Source organism: Sphingomonas sp. CFBP 8760, from assembly GCF_014841615.1.
GTDB lineage: Bacteria > Pseudomonadota > Alphaproteobacteria > Sphingomonadales > Sphingomonadaceae > Sphingomonas.
The window spans coordinates 60,218-85,654 of the sequence record NZ_JACYUG010000013.1 but is presented as its reverse complement, the minus strand read 5'-3'; the positions used below and the strand labels follow the sequence as shown (position 1 = coordinate 85,654).

The following is a 25,437-nucleotide window of genomic DNA, read 5'->3' as shown; positions in this document are numbered from 1 at the left end:
CCCGCCCTCACCACCATGGCTCCGCACCCCAGCGATCCGCCGTCAGCCACGCCGCCGCCGCCCGGTCGCGCGCCTGATCGGGCACCGGCTGGCGCAGGTACAGCCCCAGATCGCGGGTGATGCGGTCGATCGGATCGCCGTCGAAGAACGACGCGGTACCGACGCCGCGCGCCGCCGCCTCCATCACCGCCAGCCCCGCCTCCTCGACGATCCCGCGCGTCATCAGCACGAACGGGATCGCGTCCGCCGCGTGCGCCTGCGCCAGTTGCGCGGCGCGCTCCACCCACATGCCCGCGCTGCGCGTCGTCGCCACGCATTGGCCGAAGCGCAGGCGCTGCACCGGATCGTCGCCCTTGCCCGTCGTGACCAGATGATCGCGCAACAGCCGCACCAGCGCCTCCACCGCGCCCAGTTGCACCGCCGTGAAGCGCCACGCCCCCGCGCTGAACCGCGGTTCGCGCTCGTAATCGCCCGGCCCGCCGATCAGCGCATCCGCCGGCACGGTCATGCCGGTGAAGTCGAACCGTCCGCTCATCGTCCCGCGCATCCCGCGCACCGTCCAGCGGCGATTGTCCGCCCGGTCCGTCATCCCGGCCACGTCGGCGAGGATCATCTGCTTCGCGCCATCGGCGTCTCGGGCGGTAATGAGCACCCGGTCCAGCCGCCCCGCGCCCGACGCGAATATCTTCGCCCCGTCCAGCACCGGGCCGTCCAGCACCGGGCCGTCCAGCACCGCCCCGTCCAGCACCAGGCCGTCCAGCACCGGGCCGTCACCGCTGCGCGTCACCGTCATCCCCGGCGACGGTTCGGTGTTCCACACCCCCATCAGGCATCCGGCCGCCAGATCGCGCGTCAGCGTCGCCCGTTGCGCCTCGGAGCCATAGGCATGGACCAGCTGCACCGCATTGACGTGCCCTTCGTACAGCCGCCCCAGACTGAGGTCGGCGCCCCCGATCCGGCGCAGCACCCGCACGAAGCCGGTCGTCTCCTCGCCGGCCGCGACGGTGCGGAACGCCGCCAGCAGTCCGGCGGCGCGCAGGTCGTCGATCCGGGCGGCCGGAAATTCCTCGACCGGCGGTTGCGCGCGCCACCGGTCGATCAGGTCGTCGATCATCTGCTCCATCGCCGCCCAACGGGCGATGGGTCATGCGGGTTTCAGTCGCCGACGAAGTGGAGCGCGGGGACATGCCGTTCGCGCTCGTTCACGATCAGCGCCCGCCCGATCGGCGGATGCGATCGCTGCCGGCACGCCGGGCGGTGGCACGCGCGACAGCCCAGCCCGATCGGCGTCGCCCGTCCGCTCAGATCGATCCCGCGCGCGATCGCCAGGCTGCCCGCCTGTGCCGCCGCCACTCCCAGCCCGATCGCGAACTGGCCCTCCACCCCGCCCCAGCCCCGCGGGCTGACGGCGCGCTGGATCGTCAGCCAGCGCGCACCGTCCTCCAGCTCGACCAGTTGCGCCACCGTCTCGCCCGGCCGCGCGCCGACATGGTGGACCCGCCACAGCGGGCAACGCCCCTCCGCCGTCACCATCGCCGCGCCGCTCGCCCCGGCATGGCGCTTCGACACCTGCCCGGCCGGATCGATCCGGATCATGAAGAACGCCAGGCCGCGCGCGCCGACGCGCTGCAACGTCGTCAGCCGGTGGGCCAGTGGCTCGAACCCCACCCCGAACCGGTGGCCGAGCAGATCGAGATCGTAACCGCTCGCCTCGCATGCGCGCAGGAACCGCGCATAGGGCATCACGATCGCCGCCGCGGCATAACTGGACAGGTGGCGGCGGAACAGCCGCTCGGCGGTGCGTTCGGCAAAGCCGGCGCCGCGCGCCACCGCCTCGATCTCGCCGCGCATCTCGATCGCCGCCAGCTGATACGCCACGGCGAAGGTCCGCCCGGCCGCGTCCAGCGTCTCGCTCAACTGCACCTGCCGGGCGTGCAGGTCGATCCGGCGCAGCACGTCGGACATCACGTCGACCGGCAGCACCCGGATCGACAGGCCGTGCTTCACCCGCAACCGCTCGACGATCGCGCCGTACAGGTCGGCACCCACCAGCCGCAGTTCGTCCGCCAGCATTTCCGCGCCCGCGTCCAGATCGGCGAAGTGATTGCGCCAGCGTTCGACCTCGCGCTGCACCTCGCCCATCGGATCGCTGGTGGGCAGCGGCGCGGCATGGTCGCCCCCCGCCCGGTCGAACAGCCGCGCGAACGCCTCCGCCCCGCCCGGCGCCGCCGCCAGCCATTCGTCTACCTCGCCGCGATCGATCTCCAGATCGGCGAACAGCGGGTCGGCCAGCCGCCGCCGCATCGCCGCCGTGCCGCCGCCCGGCTCGCCATCCGCCAGCGTGCGCGGATCGAAATCGAACTTCTCCGCCAGCCGCACCAGCAGCGTCGTCGACAAGGGGCGATGATTGCGCTCGACGAGGTTCAGGTAACTGGGCGATACCCCCAGCATCTCGGCCATCGCCGCCTGGGTCAGCCCAGCCTGTCGCCGCAACCGCCTGACCGGCTGCCCCGCCAGCAGCTTGCGTTCCGCCACCGCCCGTCTCCTTCGAGCGGCAGCATGACGCGGTTGTCAACGATTTACAACATGACAGGTTTTGACACCGGATCGATCACGGTCAGACCCGAATCAATCCGATATTCCATTCCGTCCCCGCAGGGAATGCCGCATTCCGTTCGCACAGCGACACCCGCCACGCCGATGGGTGGATGATGGAGGACAGCATGACCAAGGAGCCGACCCGCAGCCGCGCCGTGTTTTCGACCGAGGATTTCGGCCTGATGAAGGAGGCGGTCGCCGACTACCTCCGCAAGGTCGCGGACGACCCGAAGTCGGTCAAGTTCGCCAACCTCTACCACCGCCTCGGCCGTCTGGGCTGACGGTCCGGCCCCGCCGACGGGGCCGACGCTTTTACCGACTTTCCTGGGGAGGAAAGGACGTCCGCCGGCGTGGATGACGCGCCGGCGGATGTTTCCGCCTGCCCGGACGCCAGAGGATCAGGGACATGACCTATCAGGATCGCATCACCACCGCCGACCGGCTCGTCCGCCGCCATGGCGAGGCATGGGCCGGCATCGATGCCGGCGCGGTCGCGCGGATGCAGGCGCAGAACCGGTTCCGCACCGGGCTGGACATCGCGCGCCACACCGCCGCGATCATGCGCCGCGACATGGCCGCCTATGATGCGGACCCGGCCGCCTACACCCAGTCGCTGGGCTGCTGGCACGGCTTCATCGCGCAGCAGAAGATCATCAGCATCAGGAAGCATTTCGGCACCACCGACCGCCGCTACCTGTATCTGTCGGGCTGGATGGTCGCCGCGCTGCGGTCGCAGTTCGGCCCCCTGCCCGACCAGTCGATGCACGAGAAGACGAGCGTGCCCGCGCTGATCGAGGAACTGTACACCTTCCTCCGCCAGGCGGACGCCCGCGAACTGGGCATGATGTTCCGCGATCTCGATCATGCGCGCGACGCCGGCAACGCGATCGAGGAACAGCGGCTGCTGAACGCGATCGACGCCCACGAAACCCATGTCGTGCCGGTCATCGCCGATATCGACGCCGGCTTCGGCAATGCCGAGGCGACGTACCTGCTGGCGCGCAAGATGATCGAGGCGGGCGCCTGCGCGCTCCAGATCGAGAACCAGGTGTCCGATGAAAAGCAGTGCGGCCATCAGGACGGCAAGGTCACCGTCCCGCACGAGGACTTCCTCGCCAAAATCCGCGCCTGCCGCTACGCCTTTCTCGAACTGGGCGTCGACGACGGCATCATCGTCGCCCGCACCGATTCACTGGGCGCCGGACTGACCAAGCAGATCGCCTGCTCCACCGAACCCGGCGACCTCGGCGATCTCTACAACGGCTTCCTCGACTGCGACGAGATCGATCCCGCGCGGATCGGCAACGGCGACGTCGTCATCAGCCGCGACGGCCAGCTGCTCCGCCCGAAGCGCCTGCCCTCCAACCTCTACCGCTTCCGCGAGGGGACGGGCGAGGATCGCTGCGTGCTGGACTGCATCACCGCGCTCCAGCACGGTGCCGACCTGTTGTGGATCGAGACGGAGAAGCCGCATATCGAGCAGATCGCCGGCATGGTCGACCGCATCCGCGCGGTGATCCCGAACGCGAAACTGGTCTACAACAACAGCCCCAGCTTCAACTGGACGCTGAATTTCCGTTGCCAGGTGTTCGATGCATGGGCCGCGGCGGGCGAGGACGTATCCGGCTATGATCGTACCCGCCTGATGTCGGTCGATTACGACGCCACGCCGCTCGGCATCGAGGCGGACGAGCGCATCCGCACCTTCCAGCGGGATGCGGCGGCGCGCGCCGGCATCTTCCACCACCTCATCACCCTGCCGACCTATCACACCGCCGCGCTGTCGACCGACCATCTCGCCCGCGACTATTTCGGCGAAGCGGGGATGCTGGGCTATGTGAAGGGCGTCCAGCGCACCGAAATCCGCGAAGGCATCGCCTGCGTCCGCCACCAGAACATGTCGGGCAGCGACCTGGGCGACGATCACAAGGACTATTTCGCGGGCGAGGCGGCGCTGAAGGCCGGCGGCGCCCACAACACGATGAACCAGTTCGCGGCGTGACGGGAAAGCCCCCCTCCCGGTCGGAGGGGGGCTTGGTCGATCGCGAACTCGCCAGCGACATGCGCGCCGTCACCCGTTGCCGAACGCGCCAGACGACCATCCGCGACCCTGAAAGCGGCTATCCGGCCCGTGTGGCCATTCCCGTCTCTTACCGTCGAACGGTAGCTGACGATCGGGAACAGGTTTTCGGGAAAGCAGATATCCGGAACGGCGGTTGGGGCGACTGTCCGAACAGGCCTCCCGATCGGGCGTTTTCCGTCTCGGCGTCGACCATCACCGCCCGGCCCCGATCAATGCACCCAGCCATGGGGCCGCTGCCGGCTGATGGCTCGGCTACTCGGATCACCACCCTGTCCGACGTTGAAAGGCGGAATGATTATCCTGACATTGACAGGATATACTATCGGGCACATCAATTACCACCAGATGGCAAAATGCCTGCATCCCGCAATTCCGAGATCGCCGAGTCGTAGAAAGATATATCCGACCGTCCTCGTGCCAGAAGCTGCGCCCCGGCAATGGCACTGAAGACGGCTCGTGCCCTTTTCTCGCTATTCTCTATCGGAACGATCGAGGCTGCGGATAGCTGCCTGGCAATCCACGCGACGTTGACGTCGATAAAGGCCTCTATTTCTGTTTTCACGACATCCGGCAAGTCGCTATACTCTGCTGACATGAAATTGTTCATGCACATCCGGTTGTCGTTCTGCAGAACCGCACGGAATATATCGGTGTATCGTTGCAGACAGGAGAGAGGGTCAGGCATCTCGTCGGAGATGGCCTCCAGGGCAATCGTGGCATCTTCCCGATAACGTTTTACGACCGCCACACCGAGATCGGCCTTGGACGCGAAATGATAATGGATGCTCGCCGATTTTATACCCACATCCGCGGCAAGATCCCGAAAGTTCAGGCCACCATAGCCTCGCGCCTGTGCTGTACGCCTCGCAGCGCTCAGAATCGCTTCCCGGGTGTTTTCACGCATTCCGATACCTCACACTCCGTCACCCCCTATCAACTGACAGATAGGCATTGACGCGCCCGATTGCGATGCCCTAATTCCCCTATCAAGTGGCAGGTAGAGAGGCTTCTTCGTGAGGATTTATGACCGGGAGGCCGGGCCGCATCCGATGCGGGTTCGAATCGTGCTGGCGGAAAAACATCTCGATGATGAGGTCGAGTTCGTCAGCGTCGATCTCATTGCCGCCGCCCAGAAGCAGCCGGATTTCCTGGCGATGAATCCGATCGGGAAGATTCCCGTGCTCGAACTCGATGATGGCACCATCATCTCCGAATCGACGGCCATCACCGAGTATCTCGACAATCTGGATGGCAATCCGATCCTGACCGGCACGACGCCGCGCGAGAAAGGCCTCATCCATATGATGCAGCGTCGGGCAGAGATGATGATGATCGATGCCGTCGACGATTATTTCCATTATGGCACCCCCGGCCTCGGGGCCGCGCTGCGACCTTGGCGAATGCCTGACTGGAGTGGCGCGGAAGAATGGGGGCAGCGGCGCGGCGCCTATGCCGTAGCCAATATGCCGTACTTCAACGATGTGTTGACGAAACAGCCGTTCCTGACCGGCGACCGGTTTTCGATGCCCGACATTACGTTGTTCGCGGGCCTGATGTTCGCCGACCTCGTCGGCTTGCCAATTGCGTCGGAATTCACCGCCCTGCACGCCTGGCGCGGCAAGGTGTCCGGGCGTCCCGCCGTAAAGAACCGCACCGGACAGACGCCGCGCCCAGAAGATATTGCACGGCTTAGTCCTGTGCCATGACAAGTTCGTCACTTCTTCGACATGTAGTCATGTAATTACAATTTCATTTGTTACCAACTCAAGGAGCTGGATTATTCCGCCAATCTTCTAACCGAACTTCTTATTGATAGTTATAGCAAGGATTTTTCCATGAGCAACGCAATCGACATCGTGAGCGAATTTGTTTCTGCAATGAACGCGGATACGAAAGGCATCACGGAAGCCTATCGCCGTTGGTTCACGCCATCGACCATCTGGGACAACGTCGGATTTGCCAAGACCGAGGGGCTGGATCAGGCTCTGGCGCTGATCGACCAGCTTGGTGCGGGCATGGGCATGGCGTCGATGAAGTTCGAATTGCTCGCCATCGCCGCCGTCGGGGACAAGGTGCTGACCGAACGGATAGATTACATGTACGATGCGTCGGGAAATACGATCGCCTCGATCCCGCTGATGGGAATCTTCGAACTGGATGCGGACGGCAAGATCAAGCGCTGGTCTGACTATTTCGATACGGCCGGATTTCAGGCCGGGATGGCCGGCGCGGCCAGCTAAATAGATGTGACCGCCTGCGCTGCTGCCCTCGATCATTCATCAGGCGGGACGCAGGCGGACATTTCGTTTGTGGATTACACGATGAACCCGGTGTATCCGAAATATTCGCACGGCGCGATACAGCCTCAGGAGCTATGATGTATAAGGGTAGTTGCCTCTGTGGCACCGTGAAGTACGAGGTTCGCGGCCAACTTGGTCCGGCAATCTATTGCCATTGCTCACGATGCCGTAAAGCCAGTGGAACCGCCTTTGCGACCAATGCTGGCGTTGCGGCCGGTGACTTCGTGATGATCGAGGGTGAAACCGCGTTGAAGGCGTTCGACTCCTTGCCCGGCGTCCAGCGATTCTTCTGTTCCAACTGCGGTTCGTCGATCATCAGTCGCCGCGACACCATGCCGGATGTCGTACGCCTGCGGCTGGGGACGCTCGATACGCCGCTGCCGGTGCCGCCGACCGCGCATTATTTCGTCGCCTCGAAGGCCGAATGGTACGAGATACACGACGGATTACCGCAGTTCGCGTAACGACCATATGATACCGCCCGCCGGCTGGAGACCTGCCACCATTACACGACCGGCAGCGGCGGACTGACCGGCTATCGGCGCCGGCGCCGTCGAAAGCCACCCCTCCCCTTACCCACCGGTCCCGCCATCAGCCCCCATCCCTCAATTCACCTGCCGCTTCTCCAGCTTCCGCGCCAGGGTCCGCCGGTGCATCCCCAGCCGCCTTGCGGTTTCGGAGATGTTGAACCCCGTCGCCGCCAGCGCCTCGTTGATATGCTCCCATTCCACCGTCTTGATCGAGCTGGGGCGGGCGCTGATCGGGGCGGAGGTGTCGCCGCCGCCCGCCTTGCCGAACGCGGCCTCGATATCGTCGGTGTTGGCCGGCTTGGCTAGGTAATGGCACGCGCCCAGCTTGATCGCCTCCACCGCGGTGGAGATGCTGGCGAAGCCGGTCAGCACCACGATCAGCATCGCCGGATCATGCGCATGCAGCGTCTGCACGCATTCCAGGCCGGAGGCGGTGCCCAGTTTCAGGTCGACCACCGCATGGCCGAAACTGCCCGCCGCCAGCAGCACCGCCAGTTCGTCCGGCCCGTTCGCCACCGACACGGTATAGCCGCGCCGCTCGAACGATCGCCGCAGCGTGCGCGCGAAGACCTGATCGTCCTCCACGATCACCAGCGTCGGCGCCTGCATCTGCGTCATCATGCGTCTCCCGTCATGCCGATCGTCGACAGCGGCAGCGTCAGCGTCACCACCGCGCCGCCATCCGCGCGGTTCGCGGCCTCCGCCCGGCCGCCCAGCTTGCGCACCACGTTCACCGCCAGGAACAGGCCGACCCCGTGCCCCGATCCCTTGGTCGAGATATAGGGTTTGCCGAAGTCGGCGAGAAGCGCGGGTGCGAAGCCCGGCCCCCGGTCGCGCACCGCCACCACCAGTTGCCCGTCGCCGCGGCTCGCTTCCAGCTCGATGCCGTCCGGGCTCGCCTCGCCGGCATTGTCGAGCACGTTGGCGATCGCCTGCCGCAGCGCCGGATCGGCGACGATCGCGACATCCGCCACCGCCTCGCGCCGGTAATCGAGCGGGACGCCGGCATGGGTCGCGCGCCATTCCGCCACCACCCGGTCGAGGAAGACGTGCGCCGAACTCACCTCGGGCGCCTCGCCGCGCGGTTCGCCCGCCGATTGCAGGATGCCGGTGACGATCGCCTTGCACCGCGCCACCTCGCCCTGCATCTCCGCGATCTCGGCCTGCAGGTCGCGGTGGCGCTGGAACACCGGCATCCGCCGCCAGTCCGACAAGGCGACCGACAGCGAGGCGAGCGGCGTGCCCAGTTCGTGCGCCGCGCCGCTCGCCAGCATCCCCATGCGGACGATATGGTCCTCCTCCGCCGCCTGCTGGCGCAGGTCCGCCAGCCGCGCGTCGCGCGCGCGCAGGTTGCGGGTGATCCGCGTCACGAACATCATCAGCAGCGTGGCGATCAGGCCGAAGCACAGCCACGCCCCCATGATGTACAGGCTGGCGGCGTCCAGCGTCGGCGGCAGCCGCAACGGGCGATGGACGACCGACAGCAGCGCGAAGCACAGCCCGGTGATCGCCACCACTGCCCATGCCGCCCACGCTTCCAGCAGGATCGCCGCCAGCACCACCTGCAACAGGAACAGCGACACGAACGGGTTGGTCGCCCCGCCGCTCAGGCCCAGTTGCGCGGTCAGCGCGACGATATCGAACAACAGCGCGACGAACAGTTCGAGGTTGCCGATCGTCCGCTGCCGCATCCGGGGTACGCTCGCCAGATTGACCAGCGCCTGCGCCCCGACGATCGACAGCATCGGCACCAGCGGCAGCGGTACCCGCATCGGCCCGCCGACGATCAGGATCGTCACCAATTGCCCCGCCACCGCCAGCCAGCGCAGTTCGACCAGCTGGCGCATGTTGCGCGCGCCCGTCCGGTCGGGACCGCCCGTCACGCGGCGGGCGAGCGACAGCCAGGGGGCGTCGATCATCCGCCCTTGCGCCGTTCGCCGCGTATCAGCACCGCCATCGCTCCCGTCACCATCGCCGCCAGCGTGAACCACGTCAGCGCGTAGACCAGATGGTTGTTGCGGAACCGCACCACCGTCAACCCGCCCTTCGGATAATCCCCACCGGCCGACGCCGCCGCATCGACGAACCACGGCGCGACCGGGGCGATCCCGCGCGCGGCGGCGATGGCGGCGACATCGCGCGAATACCAGCGCCCGGCGGCGGGATCGTTGGCGCGCAGGAAGCCGCCGCCCGGCTCGCTCAGCCGGATCAGCCCGACCAGCGATACCGCGCCGGCGGGTGCGGGCGCCGCCCGTCCGGCGGGCACGAAGCCACGGTTGACGAGGATGACGCCGGCGGCGGTGCGCAACGGCTGCATCGCCCAGAAGCCGCCGCCATAATCGGTCACCGCCTGCACCAGCGTCGGCGGTCCGGGCAGGAACCGCCCGGTCAGGCGGACACGGGTATATTCCAGTGCGGCGGGGTCGCGGCCGAACGCCGGCGGCGCGACCGGGGCGGCGTGGATGCGCGCCTCGACCCGCGCGATCAGGTCCAGCTTCCACGCCCGGCGCTGCACCTGCCAGACGCCCAGCGCCAGCAGCGCCGCGGTCAGCAGCCCGCCCAGCCCCAGCGCGATGGCCAGGCGGAGCGGGCGCCGACGGGTCGTCACCGCATCTCGCTCATCGCCTCGGCGGGCATCATGTTGGTGTTCAGGTGGTACATCACCCAGATCGAGCCGGACAGCGTGATGACGACCAGCACGGCGGTGAACACCAGCGCCATCATCGTCCATCCGCCCTCGGACTTGGTGTCCATATGGAGGAAATAGATCATGTGGACGACGATCTGGACGAAGGCGAACGCCATGATCGCCATCGCCGTCACCCCGGCGGACAGCGGGCCCGCCATCACCAGCCAGAACGGGATCGCCGTCAGCACCACCGACAGCGCGAAGCCGATCAGGTAGCTCTTGCGCGATCCGTGGCCATGCGTGTCGCCATGGCTGTGCAGATCATGATCGTGGTTCGCTTCATCATGAGCGACATTCACGGGGCCGGCGCTCATCGCAGCACTCCCAGCAGATAAACGAAGGTGAAGACGCCGATCCAGACGACGTCGAGGAAATGCCAGAACATGCTGAGGCACATCAGCCGGCGCTTGTTCGCCGGGATCAGGCCGTGCTTCGCGACCTGCGTCATCAGCGTGACCAGCCAGACGATGCCGAACGTCACGTGCAGGCCGTGCGTGCCGACCAGCGTGAAGAACGACGACAGGAAGGCCGACCGCTGCGGCGTCGCGCCCTCGTGGATCAGGGTCGCGAATTCGTAGAGTTCGATCGACAGGAAGGCGAGGCCGAACAGCCCGGTGATCGCCAGCCAAGCTTGCGTCTGCGCCTTCGCCCCGCGCTCCATCGCCAGCATCGCGAACCCGTAGGTGATCGACGACAGCAGCAGCATCGACGTGTTGAGCGCGACCAGCGGCAGTTCGAAGATCTCGCGCGGGGTCGGCCCGCCGGCATAGGCGGTGCCCAGCACGCCGTAGGTGGCAAACAGGACCGCGAAGATGAGGCAGTCGCTCATCAGGTAGATCCAGAAGCCGAGCGCGGTACCGCCCATGCCGCCGTGATCGTGCGATTCCTCCTCCGCCAGGAAGAAGGTGTTGCGCTGCGCGTCGCCCTCCTTGTCGCGCGCCGCCTCGGCGCGCGACGGATCGGGTAACGACTGCCCGGACATCGTGGTGGAGACGGCCATCAGTTCACACCCCCTGCGAGTGCCGGCGTCGCCGCCAGCCGGCGGGTGCGTTCGCCTTCTTCATGCGATACCTCGTCGGCCGGAATGTAGTAATCGCGGTCGTAGTTGAAGCTGTGGAAGATCGACACCGCGATGATCCCGGCAAAGGCGATCGCCGCCAGCCACCAGATGTACCAGATCATGCCGAACGCGAAGGCCACGCTGATCCCCGACAGGATCACGCCGGTGCCCGTATTCCTGGGCATGTGGATCGGGATATAGCCCTTCAGCGGCCGCTCGTACCCGCGCGCCTTCATGTCCGACCATGCGTCCAGATCGTGGATCACCGGGGTGAACGCGAAGTTGTAGTGCGCCGGCGGCGACGAGGTCGACCATTCCAGCGTACGGCCGCCCCACGGATCGCCGGTCACGTCGCGCAGCGCCTCGCGGTTCCGCACCGACACGAAGATCTGCATCAGGAAGGCACCGATCCCCACCGCGATGATCGCGGCGCCGATCGCGGCGATGATGAACCAGATCTGGAGCGAGGGGTCGTCGAAGTGGCGCAGCCGCCGCGTCACCCCCATCAGGCCGAGCACGTAGAGCGGCGCGAACGCGACCCAGAACCCGATCGACCAGCACCAGAAGGACACGAGGCCCCACTTCTTGTCCAGCTTGTACCCGAACGCCTTGGGCCACCAGTAGTTGATGCCCGCGAACGCCCCGAACACCACGCCGCCGATGATGACGTTGTGAAAATGCGCCACCAGGAACAGCGAGTTGTGCAGCACGAAGTCGGCCGGCGGCACCGCCAGCAGCACGCCCGTCATCCCGCCGACCGTGAAGGTCAGCATGAACGACACCGTCCACAGCATCGGCAGCTCGAACTGGATGCGCCCGCGATACATCGTGAACAGCCAGTTGAAGATCTTCGCGCCCGTCGGGATCGAGATGATCATCGTCGTGATGCCGAAGAACGAATTGACGCTCGCCCCCGATCCCATCGTGAAGAAGTGGTGCAGCCAGACCAGGTACGACAGGATGGTGATGACCACCGTGGCATAGACCATCGACGTATAGCCGAACAACCGCTTGCCCGAGAAGGTCGAGGTGACTTCGGAGAAGATGCCGAACGCCGGCAGGATCAGGATGTACACCTCCGGATGGCCCCAGATCCAGATGAGGTTGAAGTACATCATCGGATTGCCGCCGGCCTGGTTCGTGAAGAAGTTGGTGCCGACGTAGCGATCGAGGGACAGGAGGACGAGCGTCGCGGTCAGCACCGGGAAGCTCGCGACGATCAGGATGTTGGTGCAGAGACTCGTCCAGCTGAACACCGGCAGCTTCATCATCGTCATGCCGGGCGCGCGCATCTTGATGATGGTCACGACCAGGTTGATGCCCGACAACGTCGTGCCGACGCCCGCCACCTGCAGCGCCCACAGATAGTAATCGACCCCGACATCGGGACTGTAGTCCAGCCCGGACAGCGGCGGGAAAGCCAGCCAGCCGGTCCGCGCGAACTCGCCGATGAACAGCGACATCATGATGATGACGGCGCCCGCGGCGGTCATCCAGAAGCTGAAATTGTTGAGGTACGGGAACGCCACGTCGCGCGCACCGATCTGGAGCGGGATGACGTAGTTCATCAGCCCGGTCACCAGCGGCATCGCCACGAAGAAGATCATGATGACGCCGTGCGCGGTGAACACCTGGTCATAATGGTGCGCGTTCAAATAGCCTTCGTTCGCGCCGAACGCGATCGCCTGCTGCCCGCGCATCATGATCGCGTCGGCGAAGCCACGCAACAGCATCACGATGCCCAGCACCATGTACATGATGCCGACCTTCTTGTGGTCGACGCTGGTGAACCATTCCTTCCACAGGAAGCCCCAGAGCTTGAAATAGGTCAGCGCGCCCAGCACGGCGACGCCGCCGATCATCACCGCCACGAAGGTGGCGACGACGATCGGTTCGTGGATCGGCAGGCTTTCTATCGTCAGCCGGCCGAAGATGGTCTTCAGGATGGTGGGGTCCATGTCGGTTGCCTTCAGGCGCGAACGGGGAGGGTGAGGAAGCGGGGGTCGAGCGCAGTCATGTCGCGGTTGCGTGATGCGCCGGGATCGGTCTTGCCGGGCGAACCGGGCAGGCGATCCTTGCTCAGATGCGGGGACGTGCCCTTTTCGTCCGGGTCCTTCAGCAACGCACCTTCGGGCTTGTCGCCGTCCTGCGGGGCGTTGTCGTTGACGGGCGGGCTGCCCGCGCCGGGGCGCATGCTGTGCGGATCGCCGCCGCCGCGCCGGTCGTGCTGCATCATGTCGGCCATGCAGGTGGTGCCCGGCTCGACGCAGCGGTTGACGATCTTGCCGAACAGCCCGGCCTCGACCGCGGCGAAACGGATCACCGGCACCTTCTCGGTCGGCTTCTCCAGCCGCTGGTACAGGCCCGCGTCCAGCCGGCGCGGGTCAGCCTTGGCACGCGCGACCCACTGGTCGAAGCCGGACTGGTCCATGCCGTACATGCGGAACTTCATGTCGGAGAAGCCGGCACCGTTATAATGTGCGGCGATCCCCTCGAAATTGCCCGGCCGGTTCAGCACCGCGTGCAGCTTCGTCTCCATGCCCGGCATCGCATAGATCTGGCCGGCGAGCGCGGGGATGTAGAAGGAATTCATCACCGAGGCGGCGGTGATTCGGAACGTGATCGGCCGGTCGACCGGCGCCGCCAGTTCGTTGATCGTCGCGATGCCCAGTTCGGGATAGATGAACAGCCATTTCCAGTCGAGCGCGACGACCTGCACCTCCAGCGGCTTCACGCCGGGCTGGATCGGCCGCCCCGCCTTCAGCCGGTCGATCGGCCGATACGGGTCGAGCAGATGGGTGCTGCTCCACGTCAGCGCGCCGAGGAAGATGATGATGAGCAGCGGCGCGGACCAGATGCCCAGTTCCAGCATCGTCGAATGGTCGAAATCGGGATCGTAGGTCGCGTCCTTGTTGGCGGCGCGATACCGCCAGGCGAACACGCCCGTCGCGATCATCACCGGCACCACGATCAGCAGCATCAGCCCGACCGAGATCAGCAGCACGTCGCGCTGCTGCATGGCGACGTCGCCCGCCGGGCTCAGCACGACGAGGTCGCCGCACCCCGACAGCAGCGCCAGCAGCGCGAGCGGGCTCCAGCGACGGGCGATGCCCGGCAGCGCGGCCCGCAGGCCGCGCGATGAAGATGAGGGGGGACGATCCAGCATGACGATGCGCAGCTAGGGACTTACGCTGCACTGCGACATTGGACAGTTTGTCCAATCCCCGCGCCCATGCGTTGTCGTCATAAGCCCCTTTGCGAGCCCGCCCGTCCGGCGCCCGCACGTTTATTCGGAGCCATGGCCGTGAGTGCAGCAACCGTGTCGAACTCGACGCAACTCGAACGCGACGCGCGTCTGAACAATTCCGGCGGTTCCGACACCGCCGGCCACGGCATCGCCCCCGGCGAGATCGCGATCGGCGTCATCATCGGACGCACGTCGGAATTCTTCGACTTCTTCGTCTATGCGATCGCCTCGGTTCTCGTCTTCCCGTCGCTCGTCTTCCCCTATGTCGATGCGCTGACGGGCACGATGTATTCGTTCGCGCTGTTCGCGCTGGCGTTCATCGCCCGGCCGATCGGCACCGCGCTGTTCTCCGTGCTCGATCGCCGCCACGGCCGCAGCGTGCGCCTGACGGTCGCGCTGTTCCTGCTCGGCGGATCTACCATCGCGGTCGGGTTCATGCCCGGCTACGCCTCGATCGGCACCTATGCCGCAGTGCTGCTCGGCCTGTTCCGCATCGGCCAGGGCATCGCGCTCGGCGGGGTGTGGGACGGCCTGCCCTCGCTCCTGTCGCTCAACGCGCCGGAGGGAAAGCGCGGCTGGTACGCGATGATCCCGCAGCTGGGGGCGCCGATCGGCCTGTTCGTCGCCGCCAGCCTGTTCGCCTTCTTTCTCGCCACGCTGACCACCGGCGATTTCCTCGACTGGGGCTGGCGTTATCCGTTCTTCGTCGCCTTCGCGATCAACGTCGTCGCGCTGTTCGCCCGGCTGCGCATCGTCGCGACGCCGGAGTTCGAGGAGATGTTCGCTAGTCGCGAACTCCAGCCCTCCTCGATCCGCGAGACGGTCCGCAAGGAAGGCCGCGTGATCCTGCTCGGGGCGTTCGCGCCGCTGGCCAGCTTCGCGATGTTCCACCTCGTCACCGTCTATCCGCTGTCGTGGATCGTGCTGTTCACGCAGCAGGCGCCGGTGCGTTTCCTCGTCATCGAGATGATCGGCGCGTGTTTCGGCGTGCTGTCGATCCTGGCCTCGGGCATCCTTGCCGACCGGGTCGGCCGCCGCACCGTGCTCGGCGTCTCCGCGGTGGCGATCGCCGCCTATAGCGGGTTCGCGCCGCAGCTGCTCAACGGCGGCGACGTGGGCGAGACGATCTACACCATCCTCGGCTTCATCCTGCTTGGCCTCGCCTTCGGCCAGTCGTCGGGCGTCATTGCCTCGCAGTTCACGATCGCCCGCCGCTACACCGCCTCCGCGCTCACCTCCGACCTCGCCTGGCTGATCGGTGCCGGCTTTGCGCCGCTCGCCGCGCTGATGCTGTCGAGCAATTTCGGGCTGCTGTCGGTCGGCGCCTATCTGTTGTCGGGGTCGGTCTGCACGCTCGGCGCGCTTTACCTGAACAAGGAAATGGGCAAGCGGATGAGCTGACCCCATCGGCCGCGGTCGGCGGCCGGTGATCGAAAATCCCTTTCGCCACGACAGGCAAAACCGGTTTCCCTGCTGCACCGCAGCACGGTATGAACGGGTTCCACCTTGCGATGCACAAAGGAATTTCCATGTCGATCATCGGCACCAGCCTGAAGCCGTTCAGCGTCCAGGCGTACCGTCAGGGCAAGTTCGTCACCGTCTCCGACGCGGACGTGCTCGGCAAGTGGGCGATCTTCTTCTTCTACCCGGCCGATTTCACCTTCGTCTGCCCGACCGAGCTGGAAGACCTCGCCGACCAGCACGATACGTTCGCGCGCATGGGTGTCGAGATCTACTCCGTGTCCACCGACACGCATTTCAGCCACAAGGCATGGCACGACACCTCGCCCGCGATCGGCAAGATCCGCTTCACCATGCTGGGTGACCCCGCCGGCACCGTCACCAACAATTTCGGCGTGATGCGCGAGGGTCAGGGTCTGGCCGACCGCGCCACCTTCGTGGTCGATCCGCAGGGTGTGATCCAGTTCACCGAGATCACCTCGGAAGGCGTCGGCCGCAACGCGATGGAGCTGCTGCGTAAGGTCAAGGCCGCGCAGTATATCGCCGCGCATCCGGGCGAGGTCTGCCCCGCCAAGTGGGAAGAGGGCGAAGAGACGCTCGCCCCCTCGCTCGACCTCGTCGGCAAGATCTGACCTGACGGAGGGGGGCTTCCCGAGCGATGCGCTCGTCGAAGCCCCCCTCACCACCGGCCTTGCCGGTTCCCCTCCCCGCGCCGGGGAGGATGCATCACCGAAGGGAGCGACCCGTGCTCGACGCCAATCTCACCGCCCAGCTCAAGACCTATCTCGCCAATATCCGCCAGCCGATCGAACTGGTCGCCGCGGCGGACGATGGCGCGAAATCGCGGCAGATGCTGACGCTGCTGGACGAGATCGCCGCGCTGTCGCCGGACGTCACCGTCACCCGTGCCGACGATGCACGCATACCTTCGTTCCTGATCCGCCGCGCCGGCACCGATATCGGCGTCCGTTTCGCGGGCTTGCCCATGGGTCATGAATTCACCTCGCTCGTCCTCGCGCTCCTCCAGGTCGGCGGCCACCCGTCGAAGCTGGCGCAAGACGTGATCGAGCAGGTCCGCGCCCTCGACGGCGACTATGATTTCGAAACGTATTTCTCGCTGTCGTGCCAGAACTGCCCGGACGTGGTGCAGGCGCTGAACCTGATGAGCGTCCTCAACCCCCGCATCCGCCACGTCGCGATCGAGGGCGGGCTGTTCCAGGAGGAGGTCGCGCGTCGCGGCGTCATGTCCGTCCCCGCGATCTTCCTGAACGGCGAACTCTTCGCATCGGGCCGGATGGACGTGGAGCAGATCCTCGGCAAGCTCGACACCGGCAGCACCGCGCGCACCGCCGCGAAGCTGGCCGCCAAGGAGCCGTTCGACGTCCTCGTCGTCGGGGGCGGCCCCGCCGGGGCCGGCGCGGCGATCTACACCGCGCGCAAGGGCATCCGCACCGGCATCGCGGCGGAACGGTTCGGCGGGCAGGTGCTCGACACCATGTCGATCGAGAACTTCATCTCGGTATCCCGGACCGAGGGGCCAAAGCTGGTCGCGCAGATGGAACAGCATGTCGCCGACTATGCGGTCGACCTGATGAACCTCCAGCGCGCCGACCGCCTCGTCCCCGCCACGCATGAAGGCGGGCTGCACGAGGTGCGACTGGCCGATGGCGGGACGCTGAAGGCGCGCACCGTCATCCTGTCCACCGGCGCGCGCTGGCGGCAGATGAACGTGCCGGGCGAGGAGGCGTACCGAAACAAGGGCGTCACCTATTGCCCGCATTGCGACGGTCCGCTGTTCCGCGACAAGCGCGTGGCGGTGATCGGCGGCGGCAACAGCGGCGTGGAGGCGGCGATCGATCTTGCCGGCCTCGTCGCGCACGTCACGTTGATCGAATATGCCGGCGAACTGCGGGCCGATGCGGTGTTGCAGCGCAAGCTGGCCAGCCTGCCCAACGTCCGCGTCGTCACCTCCGCCCTCACCACCGAAGTGGTCGGCGACGGCGACCGGGTGGTCGGCCTGCGCTATGAGGACCGGCAGGGCGGCGGCGTCCATCAGGTCGAACTGGAGGGCATCTTCGTCCAGATCGGCCTCGTCCCCAACACCGAATGGTTGCAGGGTACGATCGCGCTCACCCCGCGCGGCGAGATCGAGGTGGACGATCGCGGCCAGACCTCGCTGCCCGGCGTCTTCGCGGCGGGCGACGTCACCACCGTTCCCTACAAGCAGATCGTGGTCGCGATGGGCGAAGGGTCCAAGGCCGGCCTGTCCGCCTTCGACTATCTGATCCGCCTGCCCGTGGAGGATGCGGCGCTGGTCGCCGCCTGAGCCTTCACCCCCGCCGCCGGCGGCGTCCGTCTTCCTGCCCTGCGGGAAAGGAAACGGGCGTCGCGGCGGCGGGGTGGGCCACCCCGCACCGGTCTTTCTCCCGACAAGCTGTTCCACCATCATGGAAAATACGCCATCGCCATCCATCCGGCGATGCGGCACGTAGCTGACGACGCACAGCGACGAAGGCCCCCGATGTTCGACGACCAGCCCGTTCACCGCACGATGGAGCGGATCTTCACCCCGTTGGGGCCCATCGGCACCGCGCCGCCCGTGCCGCCACCCTCCCGGCCCCCCGAAGCACCCGCCCCCCGCCGCCGCTGGTTCATGGGCCGGGATGGGATCGCCGCGGTCGGCTTCGCCCTGACGGTGACCGTGCTCGGCATGGTCATGGTGCCGCTGCTCTCGACCCCCGCCCCGCCGCCATCCGCCTCATCGCCATCCGCCCCGCCGCCGATGGTCGCGCGCGTGCCCGCCGCCGTCCCGGCACCGCCGCCGGCCCCGCCACAACCGGCACCGCTCCCGACGACCGCTCCGGTTGCCGCTGCCCCCGTGGTCGTCGCCCTCGCATCGCCGGTAGTCGAAACGCCGCGTCCCCGGGCCGGCACCATCCGCACCCGCACCCGCACCGTCCGCCGCCACCGCGCCCGGCCTGGCCCCTCACGCTATCGTCGTCGTGAGGCGCCGCGGCTGGCCGGTGCCGCGCTCCGCCGCGCGCTGGCCCGTGACGTCGTCCTCACCCGCCGCCTCAATCAGGCGGCGTTGCGCCGGCTGCGCGACCGCTGACCACCACGGCGGGGGCCTCCCGCCACCGTGCCAGCGCCGCCGCCGCGCCCGCCCCGGCGATCCGCAACAGCGCGCCCGCCGCCCGTTCGGACGCCCAGCCGATCGCCGCCCCGGCCACCACGTCGCTAACATAATGTTTGCCGCGCCGGGGCTGCATCGCCGCCACGCCGATCGCCGCCGCCTGCAACGGCAGCCCCGCCGCCGTCGATTCGTGCGCCACCGCCTGCGCCACCGCCACCGCGCCGGCGGTGTGGCCGGACGGGAAGGAATTGAGCGAGCTGTCGTCCGCCCCGTCGCCCTTGCCGATCCGGTGGCCTTCCTTCACCGCGCGCGCCGGGCGGGTGCGGTCGATGCCGCTCTTCAGCACCGTCTTGATCCCCGTTGCGATCAGATGGCTCGCCAGCATCCGCGTGCCCGCGCGCAGCACCGCCGGATGGCGCAGCACCATCCCCGCCACCATCGTCGCGGTGGACAGCGCGATCAGCGGCGGCTGGTCGGCCAGTTCGCTCGCCTTGCCCGCCGCGCGCAGCACCGGGCCGTCATGCTGGCGCGTCGCGCGATGCGTGCGCTTCACATCCTCGCGCGCCATCGCCTTCACCACCTTCTTCGCGCCGTCCGTCGTGGACTTGCCCATTGTGACCGTCTCCTGTTGCCGACCGAACGAGCCGTTGCCCGTTATGGGCCCGCATCCTACAGGCGGGCCGCATGAACGATCCCTCCGTCATCCGCCGCCTTTACGGCCGCCGCCAGGGCCACAAGCTGCGCCAGGGTCAGGCCGCCCTGGTCGAGGACCTGCTGCCCCGTCTGTCGGTGCCCGACACCGGCGCCCTGAACGCCGCGACCCTGTTCGGCGAAGACCGTCCCCTGCACCTGGAGATCGGCTTCGGCGCGGGCGAGCATCTGGCGGGGCAGGCGGCGGCGAACTCCGATACCGGCTTCATCGGGTGCGAGCCGTTCCTGAACGGCGTGGTCGGGGCGCTCGGCCATATCCAGAACGGCGGTCTCGACAACGTCCGGCTGCACATGGGCGATGCGCTGGAGGTGGTGGAACGGCTGCCCGATGCCAGCCTGTCGCGCGTCTACCTGCTCCATCCCGATCCGTGGCCCAAGGCGCGCCATGCCAAGCGCCGGATGATGAACCACGGCCCGCTCGATGCGATCGCCGCCAAGCTCGCCCCCGGCGGCGAGTTCCGGCTCGGCACCGACGATCCCACCTATTGCCGCTGGTCGATGATGGTGATGAACGCGCGCCGCGATTTCCGCTGGCTCGCCACCGGCCCGCAGGATTTCCTCGTCCGGCCCGACGACTGGCCCGAAACCCGCTACGAACGCAAGGCGCGGCGGCAGGGGCACGAGGTCTGGTATTTCCGCTACCTGCGCGTCTGATCGATCGCCGGCCCGAACACCGACCAGCCGGTCCGCGCCGCCAGCATCTCCAGCGCGCGGACGCCCAGGATCGAATTGCCGTGCTGGTCGAGATTCGGCGACCATACCGCGATCGATGCACATTCGGGGGCGATGGCGATGATGCCGCCCCCGACCCCGCTCTTGGCGGGCAGCCCGACGCGGACCGCGAAATCGCCCGACCCGTCATAATGGCCGCACGTCATCATCAGCGCCAGCACGGTGCGCATCCGTCGTGCGCGTTCCGCCTCCCCCTCGTTGTGCGGGTCGATCCGCGTCCGCGTCAGGAACCGGCCGGCCAGCGCCAGCCCGACGCAATCGACCGCGATCGCGCATTGTTTGCCATAGGCGTCCATGACCCGGTCGATCGGCCCGTCCAGATTGTCGTGATGCTTCATGAAGCTGAGCATCGCGCGGTTGAGGTCGCCGCCCTCGTTCAGCACGTCCTGATCCAGCGTGACCGGATGCCCCTTCAGCTGCCCGCGCACGAAATCGACCACCGCATCGCCGTCCGGCCGGTCCGCCACCAGCATGTCGACGACGACCAGCGCCCCGGCATTGATGAACGGATTGCGCGGCACGCCCTGCGTCCGTTCCAGATCGATCACCGAATTGAACGGATCGCCCGACGGTTCGCGCCCCACCCGCCGGAACACCCGATCCCCCTGCGCGCACAATGCCAGATCCAGCGCCAGCACCTTGGCGATGCTCTGGATCGGAAAGGGGGTGGCGGCCGCCCCGGCGGTCAGCACGCCGTCGCCGGTCGCGATCGCCATGCCGAACGGGCCGGGCGTCGCCCCCGCGTGCTTCGCGTCGGCGGCGGCCTCGATGGTCGCGGCGTCGGTGGCGATCTCGTCGGCGATATCGGTGATGATCTGGTGCAGGTCCATCGCGGCGGAACGTGCCGACGGGGGTGCGGGGTCCGCGATATCCGCGATCCGTGCGGCAGCACCGCGCCGTCATGCGTTGCACGGCGATATGTTGCGCCGTTATGCGTTGCACCGTTATGCCATCGCTGTTTCCCCTGATCGTCGTGCTGATCGCCGGCATCGGCCTTGCCGCCCAGCCGCCCACCAATGCCGCGCTGGCCCGCACGTCCGGTTCGGTCGTGCTCGCGACGCTCGTCTCGTTCGTGATCGGCAGCGCGATCCTGTTCGCGGTGTGGCTGGCGTTCGACCGCACGCCCCCCGCCGCCCTGCGGGGCGCGCCGCCCTGGGCATGGCTGGGCGGCCTGTACGGCGCGGCGTTCGTCACCGCCGTGGCGTTCGCGGCGCCCCGGCTCGGCCTCGCCACCACGGTGACGGTGGCGATCGCGACGCAGGTCGGGGTCGCGCTGATGCTCGATCATGTCGGCGGGCTGGGGCTGAAGACCGATCCCGTCACCCTGCCCAAGCTGGTCGGGGTCACGCTGATGCTGGCCGGGGTCGTCATCATCCGTCGCGGCTGACCGGTCCCGACCGATCGGGCCTTGCCCTGCCCGTGCGCCGCGTGCCAGCGTGGCCGTCCCGCTTTTCCTCGACAGGTTCCCGCATGATCCCGACGCTGCCCGGCATCACCACCGTCGCCCAGACGATCACGCTGGCGCTGTCGCCGATCTTCATGCTGACCGCGATCGGCCAGTTGCTCAACGTGCTGGCCGGCCGGCTTAGCCGCGTCGTCGACCGGGTACGCGCGCTGGAACAGCTGCATCCCCGCTCGACCGGGCCGGAACATGATCGCCACATCTGGGAACTGCGCCTGCTCGACCGGCGCATCTCGATCATCAACGCGTCGCTGTTCCTCGCGGTGTCCAGCGCGGTGATGACCAGCCTCGTCGTCGTCAGCCTCTTCGTCGCGACGCTGGGCAAGCTGCATTTCGCCAGCATCGTCGCGATCGCCTTCATCCTGGCGATGATCCTGCTGATCGCCTCGCTGGTGTCGTTCATGTTCGAGGTGCGACTGTCGCTGCGCGCGATCCACGTCCGCAAGGAATATCTGGACAGCTAGCGCGTGCCGTCCAGCCCCGGTCCGGCCTCCGCCGTCGCCCGGTATCGCGGGGCGACCCGTGCCCTGGCCCGCTGTTCATAGGCATAACCGGCCCCCAGCACCGTCGCCTCGCCCAGCCGCCCGGCGATGAACGACAATCCCACCGGCAGCCCGCGGACCAGCCCCATCGGCACCGTCAGGTTGGGATAGCCCGCCACCGCCGGCCATTCGGATGACGACGGCCCGCCATATTGATCCCCGTGTACCGGATCGCTGGGCCATGCCGCGCCATAGCTCGGCTCGACCAGCACGGTCGCGTTCGCGGTCTTCAGCATCGCGTCGATCCCCTCGGCGCCGGCCTGTCGCAACGCCGTCGCCCGCGCCCTTTTATAGGCGGGATCGTCCAGCCCCTTCGTCGCCGCCGCCGCCTCGAACGTCTCCTGGTCGAAGAACGGCATCTCGACGGCGCGGTGGTCGCGGTTGAAGGCGATCACCTGATCCAGCGTCCGCGTCGTCACCGCCGCCGGGGTCGTCGCCAGATAGGCGTTCAGGTCCGCCTTCAACTCCGTCTTCAGCACGGTGAACTCCGCCTCGCCCAGCCCCTTCGCCTCGGGTGGCGTCACCTCGACCAGCACCGCGCCGGCCGCGCGCAGCACCGCCAGCGCCGCCTCGAACCGGGTGGCCAGATCGGGCGTCATCGCCGGCCGCACCACCGCGATGCGCAGCCCCGACAGCGCACTGGCCGACAGACCCGCGGCATAATCCCGCCGCACCGCCCCCGCCGTCACCGGATCGCCGGGATCGGGCGCCACCATCGCCGACAGCATCACCGCGACATCGCGGACGCTGCGCGCCATCGGCCCGGCGGTATCCTGCGAATGGCTGATCGGCACGATATGCCGGCGGCTGACCAGCCCGATCGACGGTTTCAGCCCCACCAGCCCGTTGATCGACGCCGGGCACACGACGGACCCGTCGGTTTCCGTCCCCACCGCCGCCGCCGCGAAGCTGGCCGCCACCGCCGCGCCCGATCCGGACGACGATCCGCACGCCGTCCGGTCCAGCGCATAGGGGTTGCGCACCAGCCCGCCGATCGCACTCCATCCGCTCATCGACCGGGTCGAGCGGATATTGGCCCATTCCGACAGGTTGGTCTTGCCCAGGATCACCGCTCCGGCGCGGCGCAGTTCCGCCACCACCGGCGCGTCGCGGCCGGTGACGTTGTTCTTCAGCGCCAGGCTGCCGGCAGTCGTCGCCATCCGGTCCACCGTCTCGACATTGTCCTTGATCAGGATCGGCACGCCGTGCAGCGGCCCGCGCACCCTGCCCGCCTTGCGCTCCGCATCCAGCATCCGCGCCTGTGCAATCGCATCGGGATTGATCGCGATCACGCTGCGCAGCGTCGGCCCCTTGCGATCCATCGCGGCGATCCGCGCCAGATAGGCACGGACCAGATCGACGCTCGTCGTCCCGCCCGCCGTCATCGCGGCCTGAACCTCGTCGATGGAGCGTTCCTCGACCTGCACCGTGCGCGCCGCCGCGGGATCGGCGAGTCCCAAGGCCAGCGTCGGGCCCAGCGCCAGCGCGGCAAACGCGGCCATTCGTGGCAGGACGGATCGGTGCATGACGTTTCCCCTTCGATATCGCCATGATGCTATCCCGCCGGCGACGCGGATGCACGATGAACCGTACCGGCCCCGCTGCGATACTGAACCGGAGCGGTCGGCCCCGCGTTGGCGGCACATCACATCGGGGAACAGCTATTGGCCGCCATCGTCCGGGTCCTCGTCAGGATCGCCCTCCCGCTGGCGGTCGTCGTCCTGCTCGCGGCCACGATCGTGCCGCACTTCCTCGACCGGATCTATTATCGCGGTCCCGTCACCGCGCATTTCGACGGGGCACGGTTCGCCAATCCCGACGACGACAGCGATACCGCGCGTCCCCCCGGCGGCAGTCGCTGGCGCTTCCTCTGGAACGCGATGACCGGGCGCGACGGCCGCCCGACATGGCCGCAGGCGGTACCGATCCGCGCCGCCACCCCCGCCGAACTGCTGCCCGCCACGACGCCGGTACCCGTCCTCACCCCCGCACAGCCAGGCACCACGCCGATGCGCGCGACGTGGATCGGCCATGCCAGCGTGCTGGTCCAGACGCCGGGTCTGAATATCCTGACCGATCCGGTGTGGAGCGAGCGCACCGGTCCGCTCGGCCGTGGACCGAAACGGGTCGTCGCCCCCGGCATCGCGTTCGACGACCTGCCGAGGATCGACCTGATCCTGCTCAGTCACAATCACTACGACCATTTCGATCTGCCGACGCTCGAACGGCTGTGGCGGCGCGACCGGCCGCTCATCGTCACCGGTCTGGGCAACGACGCGATCCTGCGCACGCGCGGCATCCCCGCGATCGCGGCGGACTGGCGGCAGGCGGTGCGGGTCGGTGAGCGCCCGGTGCGCGTCCACGTCACGCGCAACCATCACTGGGGCAGCCGCTGGTTCACCGATCGCAACCGGGCGCTCTGGTCCAGCTTCGTGGTGACGCTGCCGGGCGGCAATCTGTTCTTCGCCGGGGATACCGGCATGGGCGATGGCCGCTGGCCGGCGGAGGCCGCCGCGCTCGGCCCGATCCGCCTCGCGCTGATCCCGATCGGCGCATTCCGCTTCGCCCTCGGCCAGATGGCGAGCGGCAGCCATATCGGCCCGCCCCAGGCGGTGCAGGTGTTCGAACGCCTGCGCGCGACCACCGCGATCCCGATCCACTGGGGAACGTTCCGCCTGTCCTACGAAGGCTATGACACCCCGCCCGCGCTGCTCAAGGCGGCGATGCGCTGCGCCGGCCGCACCGGCTTCGCCCCCGTCGCGATCGGCCGGCCGCAGGATATACCGCCGGTGGCGGACCGGGTGCCGCCACCGGTCATATCCGACGACGCGATGACCCGCTGCCTCGATACGCCGGCGGTCGCGGCGATGCGCTGACGGGCTCCCGGTC

The 25,437-nt window shown here is 67.7% G+C and carries 26 protein-coding genes; 13 read left to right on the top strand and 13 right to left on the bottom strand.

Annotated elements, in window-relative coordinates; all coding sequences use genetic code 11:
- Positions 1–7: 7 nt before the first annotated feature.
- Positions 8–1,123, bottom strand: a complete 1,116-nt coding sequence (locus IFT82_RS15285; protein ID WP_207105802.1) for an acyl-CoA dehydrogenase — start codon at positions 1,121–1,123, stop codon at positions 8–10.
- Positions 1,124–1,155: 32 nt separating this feature from the next.
- Positions 1,156–2,535 carry a short-chain fatty acyl-CoA regulator family protein gene (locus IFT82_RS15280; RefSeq protein WP_192128337.1) on the bottom strand — a complete coding sequence of 460 codons (1,380 nt, stop codon included), beginning with the start codon at positions 2,533–2,535 and terminating at the stop codon, positions 1,156–1,158.
- Positions 2,536–2,723: 188 nt separating this feature from the next.
- Between IFT82_RS15280 and IFT82_RS15275 the strand changes: the two genes are divergently transcribed.
- Both IFT82_RS15275 and IFT82_RS15270 read left to right on the top strand, forming a co-directional pair.
- On the top strand, positions 2,724–2,879 hold the full coding sequence (locus tag IFT82_RS15275; protein WP_192128335.1) for a hypothetical protein: 156 nt from the start codon (positions 2,724–2,726) through the stop codon (positions 2,877–2,879).
- Between the two features lie 125 nt (positions 2,880–3,004).
- Entirely contained in the window at positions 3,005–4,600 is a 1,596-nt protein-coding gene (locus tag IFT82_RS15270; protein WP_192128333.1) for an isocitrate lyase, read from the top strand.
- 412 nt (positions 4,601–5,012) lie between these two features.
- Here the strand turns inward: IFT82_RS15270 and IFT82_RS15265 are convergent, their stop codons facing one another.
- Complete coding sequence (locus IFT82_RS15265; RefSeq protein WP_192128331.1) at positions 5,013–5,585, bottom strand: TetR/AcrR family transcriptional regulator; 573 nt, start codon at positions 5,583–5,585, stop codon at positions 5,013–5,015.
- A gap of 109 nt (positions 5,586–5,694) precedes the next feature.
- Here IFT82_RS15265 and IFT82_RS21355 point away from each other — a divergent pair, with 109 nt between their 5' ends.
- The 3 genes from IFT82_RS21355 (at position 5,695) to IFT82_RS15250 (ending at position 7,445) form a co-directional block, all read left to right on the top strand.
- Complete coding sequence (locus IFT82_RS21355) at positions 5,695–6,387, top strand: glutathione S-transferase N-terminal domain-containing protein (RefSeq protein ID WP_192128329.1); 693 nt, start codon at positions 5,695–5,697, stop codon at positions 6,385–6,387.
- A gap of 129 nt (positions 6,388–6,516) precedes the next feature.
- Entirely contained in the window at positions 6,517–6,921 is a 405-nt protein-coding gene (locus IFT82_RS15255; RefSeq protein ID WP_192128327.1) for a limonene-1,2-epoxide hydrolase family protein, read from the top strand.
- 134 nt (positions 6,922–7,055) lie between these two features.
- Positions 7,056–7,445, top strand: coding sequence for a GFA family protein (locus IFT82_RS15250; RefSeq protein ID WP_342355124.1), 390 nt, complete (start codon positions 7,056–7,058; stop codon positions 7,443–7,445).
- 141 nt (positions 7,446–7,586) lie between these two features.
- Here the strand turns inward: IFT82_RS15250 and IFT82_RS15245 are convergent, their stop codons facing one another.
- From IFT82_RS15245 to cyoA, 7 genes are read right to left on the bottom strand one after another with little or no spacing between them, the layout of a single operon-like run.
- On the bottom strand, positions 7,587–8,132 hold the full coding sequence (locus IFT82_RS15245) for a response regulator transcription factor (RefSeq protein WP_446740978.1): 546 nt from the start codon (positions 8,130–8,132) through the stop codon (positions 7,587–7,589).
- Positions 8,129–9,430 carry an ATP-binding protein gene (locus tag IFT82_RS15240; RefSeq protein ID WP_244646805.1) on the bottom strand — a complete coding sequence of 434 codons (1,302 nt, stop codon included), beginning with the start codon at positions 9,428–9,430 and terminating at the stop codon, positions 8,129–8,131. The genes IFT82_RS15245 and IFT82_RS15240 overlap by 4 nt, the downstream gene beginning before the upstream one ends.
- Positions 9,427–10,119, bottom strand: coding sequence for an SURF1 family protein (locus IFT82_RS15235; protein WP_192128321.1), 693 nt, complete (start codon positions 10,117–10,119; stop codon positions 9,427–9,429). Before IFT82_RS15235 ends, IFT82_RS15240 begins: the two co-directional genes overlap by 4 nt.
- On the bottom strand, positions 10,116–10,514 hold the full coding sequence (gene cyoD / locus IFT82_RS15230) for a cytochrome o ubiquinol oxidase subunit IV (protein WP_192128319.1): 399 nt from the start codon (positions 10,512–10,514) through the stop codon (positions 10,116–10,118). Before cyoD ends, IFT82_RS15235 begins: the two co-directional genes overlap by 4 nt.
- Complete coding sequence (cyoC, locus tag IFT82_RS15225) at positions 10,511–11,182, bottom strand: cytochrome o ubiquinol oxidase subunit III (protein WP_192128409.1); 672 nt, start codon at positions 11,180–11,182, stop codon at positions 10,511–10,513. Before cyoC ends, cyoD begins: the two co-directional genes overlap by 4 nt.
- 17 nt (positions 11,183–11,199) lie before the next feature.
- On the bottom strand, positions 11,200–13,218 hold the full coding sequence (gene cyoB / locus IFT82_RS15220) for a cytochrome o ubiquinol oxidase subunit I (RefSeq protein ID WP_192128317.1): 2,019 nt from the start codon (positions 13,216–13,218) through the stop codon (positions 11,200–11,202).
- A gap of 11 nt (positions 13,219–13,229) precedes the next feature.
- On the bottom strand, positions 13,230–14,426 hold the full coding sequence (gene cyoA / locus IFT82_RS15215; protein WP_192128315.1) for a ubiquinol oxidase subunit II: 1,197 nt from the start codon (positions 14,424–14,426) through the stop codon (positions 13,230–13,232).
- A 132-nt stretch (positions 14,427–14,558) separates the two neighbouring features.
- Here cyoA and IFT82_RS15210 point away from each other — a divergent pair, with 132 nt between their 5' ends.
- The 4 genes from IFT82_RS15210 to IFT82_RS15195 all read left to right on the top strand — a co-directional run bounded on the left by IFT82_RS15210 (position 14,559) and on the right by IFT82_RS15195 (position 19,080).
- Positions 14,559–15,908, top strand: coding sequence for an MFS transporter (locus IFT82_RS15210; protein WP_192128313.1), 1,350 nt, complete (start codon positions 14,559–14,561; stop codon positions 15,906–15,908).
- A gap of 128 nt (positions 15,909–16,036) precedes the next feature.
- Positions 16,037–16,600, top strand: coding sequence for an alkyl hydroperoxide reductase subunit C (gene ahpC, locus IFT82_RS15205; protein WP_192128311.1), 564 nt, complete (start codon positions 16,037–16,039; stop codon positions 16,598–16,600).
- Positions 16,601–16,713: 113 nt separating this feature from the next.
- Positions 16,714–18,294 carry an alkyl hydroperoxide reductase subunit F gene (gene ahpF / locus IFT82_RS15200; protein ID WP_192128308.1) on the top strand — a complete coding sequence of 527 codons (1,581 nt, stop codon included), beginning with the start codon at positions 16,714–16,716 and terminating at the stop codon, positions 18,292–18,294.
- Between the two features lie 195 nt (positions 18,295–18,489).
- On the top strand, positions 18,490–19,080 hold the full coding sequence (locus IFT82_RS15195) for a hypothetical protein (RefSeq protein WP_192128307.1): 591 nt from the start codon (positions 18,490–18,492) through the stop codon (positions 19,078–19,080).
- Here IFT82_RS15195 and IFT82_RS15190 read toward each other — a convergent pair.
- On the bottom strand, positions 19,043–19,714 hold the full coding sequence (locus tag IFT82_RS15190; protein ID WP_244646803.1) for a phosphatase PAP2 family protein: 672 nt from the start codon (positions 19,712–19,714) through the stop codon (positions 19,043–19,045). The genes IFT82_RS15195 and IFT82_RS15190 overlap by 38 nt on opposite strands.
- A 71-nt stretch (positions 19,715–19,785) precedes the next feature.
- On the opposite strand from IFT82_RS15190, the gene trmB reads away from it, so the two are divergent.
- Positions 19,786–20,466: a tRNA (guanosine(46)-N7)-methyltransferase TrmB gene (trmB, locus tag IFT82_RS15185; RefSeq protein WP_192128305.1), complete on the top strand. Its 681-nt coding sequence runs from the start codon at positions 19,786–19,788 to the stop codon at positions 20,464–20,466.
- Here trmB and glsA read toward each other — a convergent pair.
- Complete coding sequence (gene glsA, locus IFT82_RS15180; RefSeq protein WP_192128303.1) at positions 20,451–21,374, bottom strand: glutaminase A; 924 nt, start codon at positions 21,372–21,374, stop codon at positions 20,451–20,453. The two genes, trmB and glsA, sit on opposite strands and share 16 nt — an antisense overlap.
- Before the next feature lie 116 nt (positions 21,375–21,490).
- Between glsA and IFT82_RS15175 the strand changes: the two genes are divergently transcribed.
- Both IFT82_RS15175 and IFT82_RS15170 read left to right on the top strand, forming a co-directional pair.
- Complete coding sequence (locus IFT82_RS15175) at positions 21,491–21,931, top strand: DMT family transporter (protein WP_192128301.1); 441 nt, start codon at positions 21,491–21,493, stop codon at positions 21,929–21,931.
- 83 nt (positions 21,932–22,014) lie between these two features.
- Positions 22,015–22,470 (top strand): DUF2721 domain-containing protein, encoded by a 456-nt coding sequence (locus IFT82_RS15170; protein WP_199860520.1) that lies wholly within the window; start codon positions 22,015–22,017, stop codon positions 22,468–22,470.
- On the opposite strand, the gene IFT82_RS15165 is transcribed toward IFT82_RS15170, so the two are convergent.
- The gene (locus IFT82_RS15165; RefSeq protein WP_244646801.1) at positions 22,467–24,074 is read right to left on the bottom strand and encodes an amidase; all 1,608 of its coding nucleotides are present in this window, start codon (positions 24,072–24,074) and stop codon (positions 22,467–22,469) included. The two genes, IFT82_RS15170 and IFT82_RS15165, sit on opposite strands and share 4 nt — an antisense overlap.
- Before the next feature lie 138 nt (positions 24,075–24,212).
- On the opposite strand from IFT82_RS15165, the gene IFT82_RS15160 reads away from it, so the two are divergent.
- On the top strand, positions 24,213–25,424 hold the full coding sequence (locus tag IFT82_RS15160) for an MBL fold metallo-hydrolase (RefSeq protein WP_199860519.1): 1,212 nt from the start codon (positions 24,213–24,215) through the stop codon (positions 25,422–25,424).
- Positions 25,425–25,437: the final 13 nt, after the last annotated feature.

Excerpts from the sequence above, each read along its gene's own strand:
- IFT82_RS15170 (WP_199860520.1), top strand. The coding sequence starts at position 22,015 with ATGATCCCGACGCTGCCCGGCATCACCACCGTCGCCCAGACGATCACG.
- IFT82_RS15255 (WP_192128327.1), top strand. The coding sequence starts at position 6,517 with ATGAGCAACGCAATCGACATCGTGAGCGAATTTGTTTCTGCAATGAAC.
- IFT82_RS15265 (WP_192128331.1), bottom strand. The coding sequence starts at position 5,585 with ATGCGTGAAAACACCCGGGAAGCGATTCTGAGCGCTGCGAGGCGTACA.
- cyoA (WP_192128315.1), bottom strand. The coding sequence starts at position 14,426 with ATGCTGGATCGTCCCCCCTCATCTTCATCGCGCGGCCTGCGGGCCGCG.
- IFT82_RS15245 (WP_446740978.1), bottom strand. The coding sequence starts at position 8,132 with ATGATGACGCAGATGCAGGCGCCGACGCTGGTGATCGTGGAGGACGAT.
- cyoB (WP_192128317.1), bottom strand. The coding sequence starts at position 13,218 with ATGGACCCCACCATCCTGAAGACCATCTTCGGCCGGCTGACGATAGAA.
- ahpC (WP_192128311.1), top strand. The coding sequence starts at position 16,037 with ATGTCGATCATCGGCACCAGCCTGAAGCCGTTCAGCGTCCAGGCGTAC.
- glsA (WP_192128303.1), bottom strand. The coding sequence starts at position 21,374 with ATGGACCTGCACCAGATCATCACCGATATCGCCGACGAGATCGCCACC.
- IFT82_RS15285 (WP_207105802.1), bottom strand. The coding sequence starts at position 1,123 with ATGGAGCAGATGATCGACGACCTGATCGACCGGTGGCGCGCGCAACCG.
- IFT82_RS15190 (WP_244646803.1), bottom strand. The coding sequence starts at position 19,714 with ATGGGCAAGTCCACGACGGACGGCGCGAAGAAGGTGGTGAAGGCGATG.
- IFT82_RS15270 (WP_192128333.1), top strand. The coding sequence starts at position 3,005 with ATGACCTATCAGGATCGCATCACCACCGCCGACCGGCTCGTCCGCCGC.
- IFT82_RS15210 (WP_192128313.1), top strand. The coding sequence starts at position 14,559 with ATGGCCGTGAGTGCAGCAACCGTGTCGAACTCGACGCAACTCGAACGC.
- IFT82_RS15165 (WP_244646801.1), bottom strand. The coding sequence starts at position 24,074 with ATGCACCGATCCGTCCTGCCACGAATGGCCGCGTTTGCCGCGCTGGCG.
- IFT82_RS15195 (WP_192128307.1), top strand. The coding sequence starts at position 18,490 with ATGTTCGACGACCAGCCCGTTCACCGCACGATGGAGCGGATCTTCACC.
- IFT82_RS15175 (WP_192128301.1), top strand. The coding sequence starts at position 21,491 with ATGCCATCGCTGTTTCCCCTGATCGTCGTGCTGATCGCCGGCATCGGC.
- cyoD (WP_192128319.1), bottom strand. The coding sequence starts at position 10,514 with ATGAGCGCCGGCCCCGTGAATGTCGCTCATGATGAAGCGAACCACGAT.
- trmB (WP_192128305.1), top strand. The coding sequence starts at position 19,786 with ATGAACGATCCCTCCGTCATCCGCCGCCTTTACGGCCGCCGCCAGGGC.
- IFT82_RS15275 (WP_192128335.1), top strand. The coding sequence starts at position 2,724 with ATGACCAAGGAGCCGACCCGCAGCCGCGCCGTGTTTTCGACCGAGGAT.
- IFT82_RS15240 (WP_244646805.1), bottom strand. The coding sequence starts at position 9,430 with ATGATCGACGCCCCCTGGCTGTCGCTCGCCCGCCGCGTGACGGGCGGT.
- IFT82_RS15250 (WP_342355124.1), top strand. The coding sequence starts at position 7,056 with ATGATGTATAAGGGTAGTTGCCTCTGTGGCACCGTGAAGTACGAGGTT.
- cyoC (WP_192128409.1), bottom strand. The coding sequence starts at position 11,182 with ATGTCCGGGCAGTCGTTACCCGATCCGTCGCGCGCCGAGGCGGCGCGC.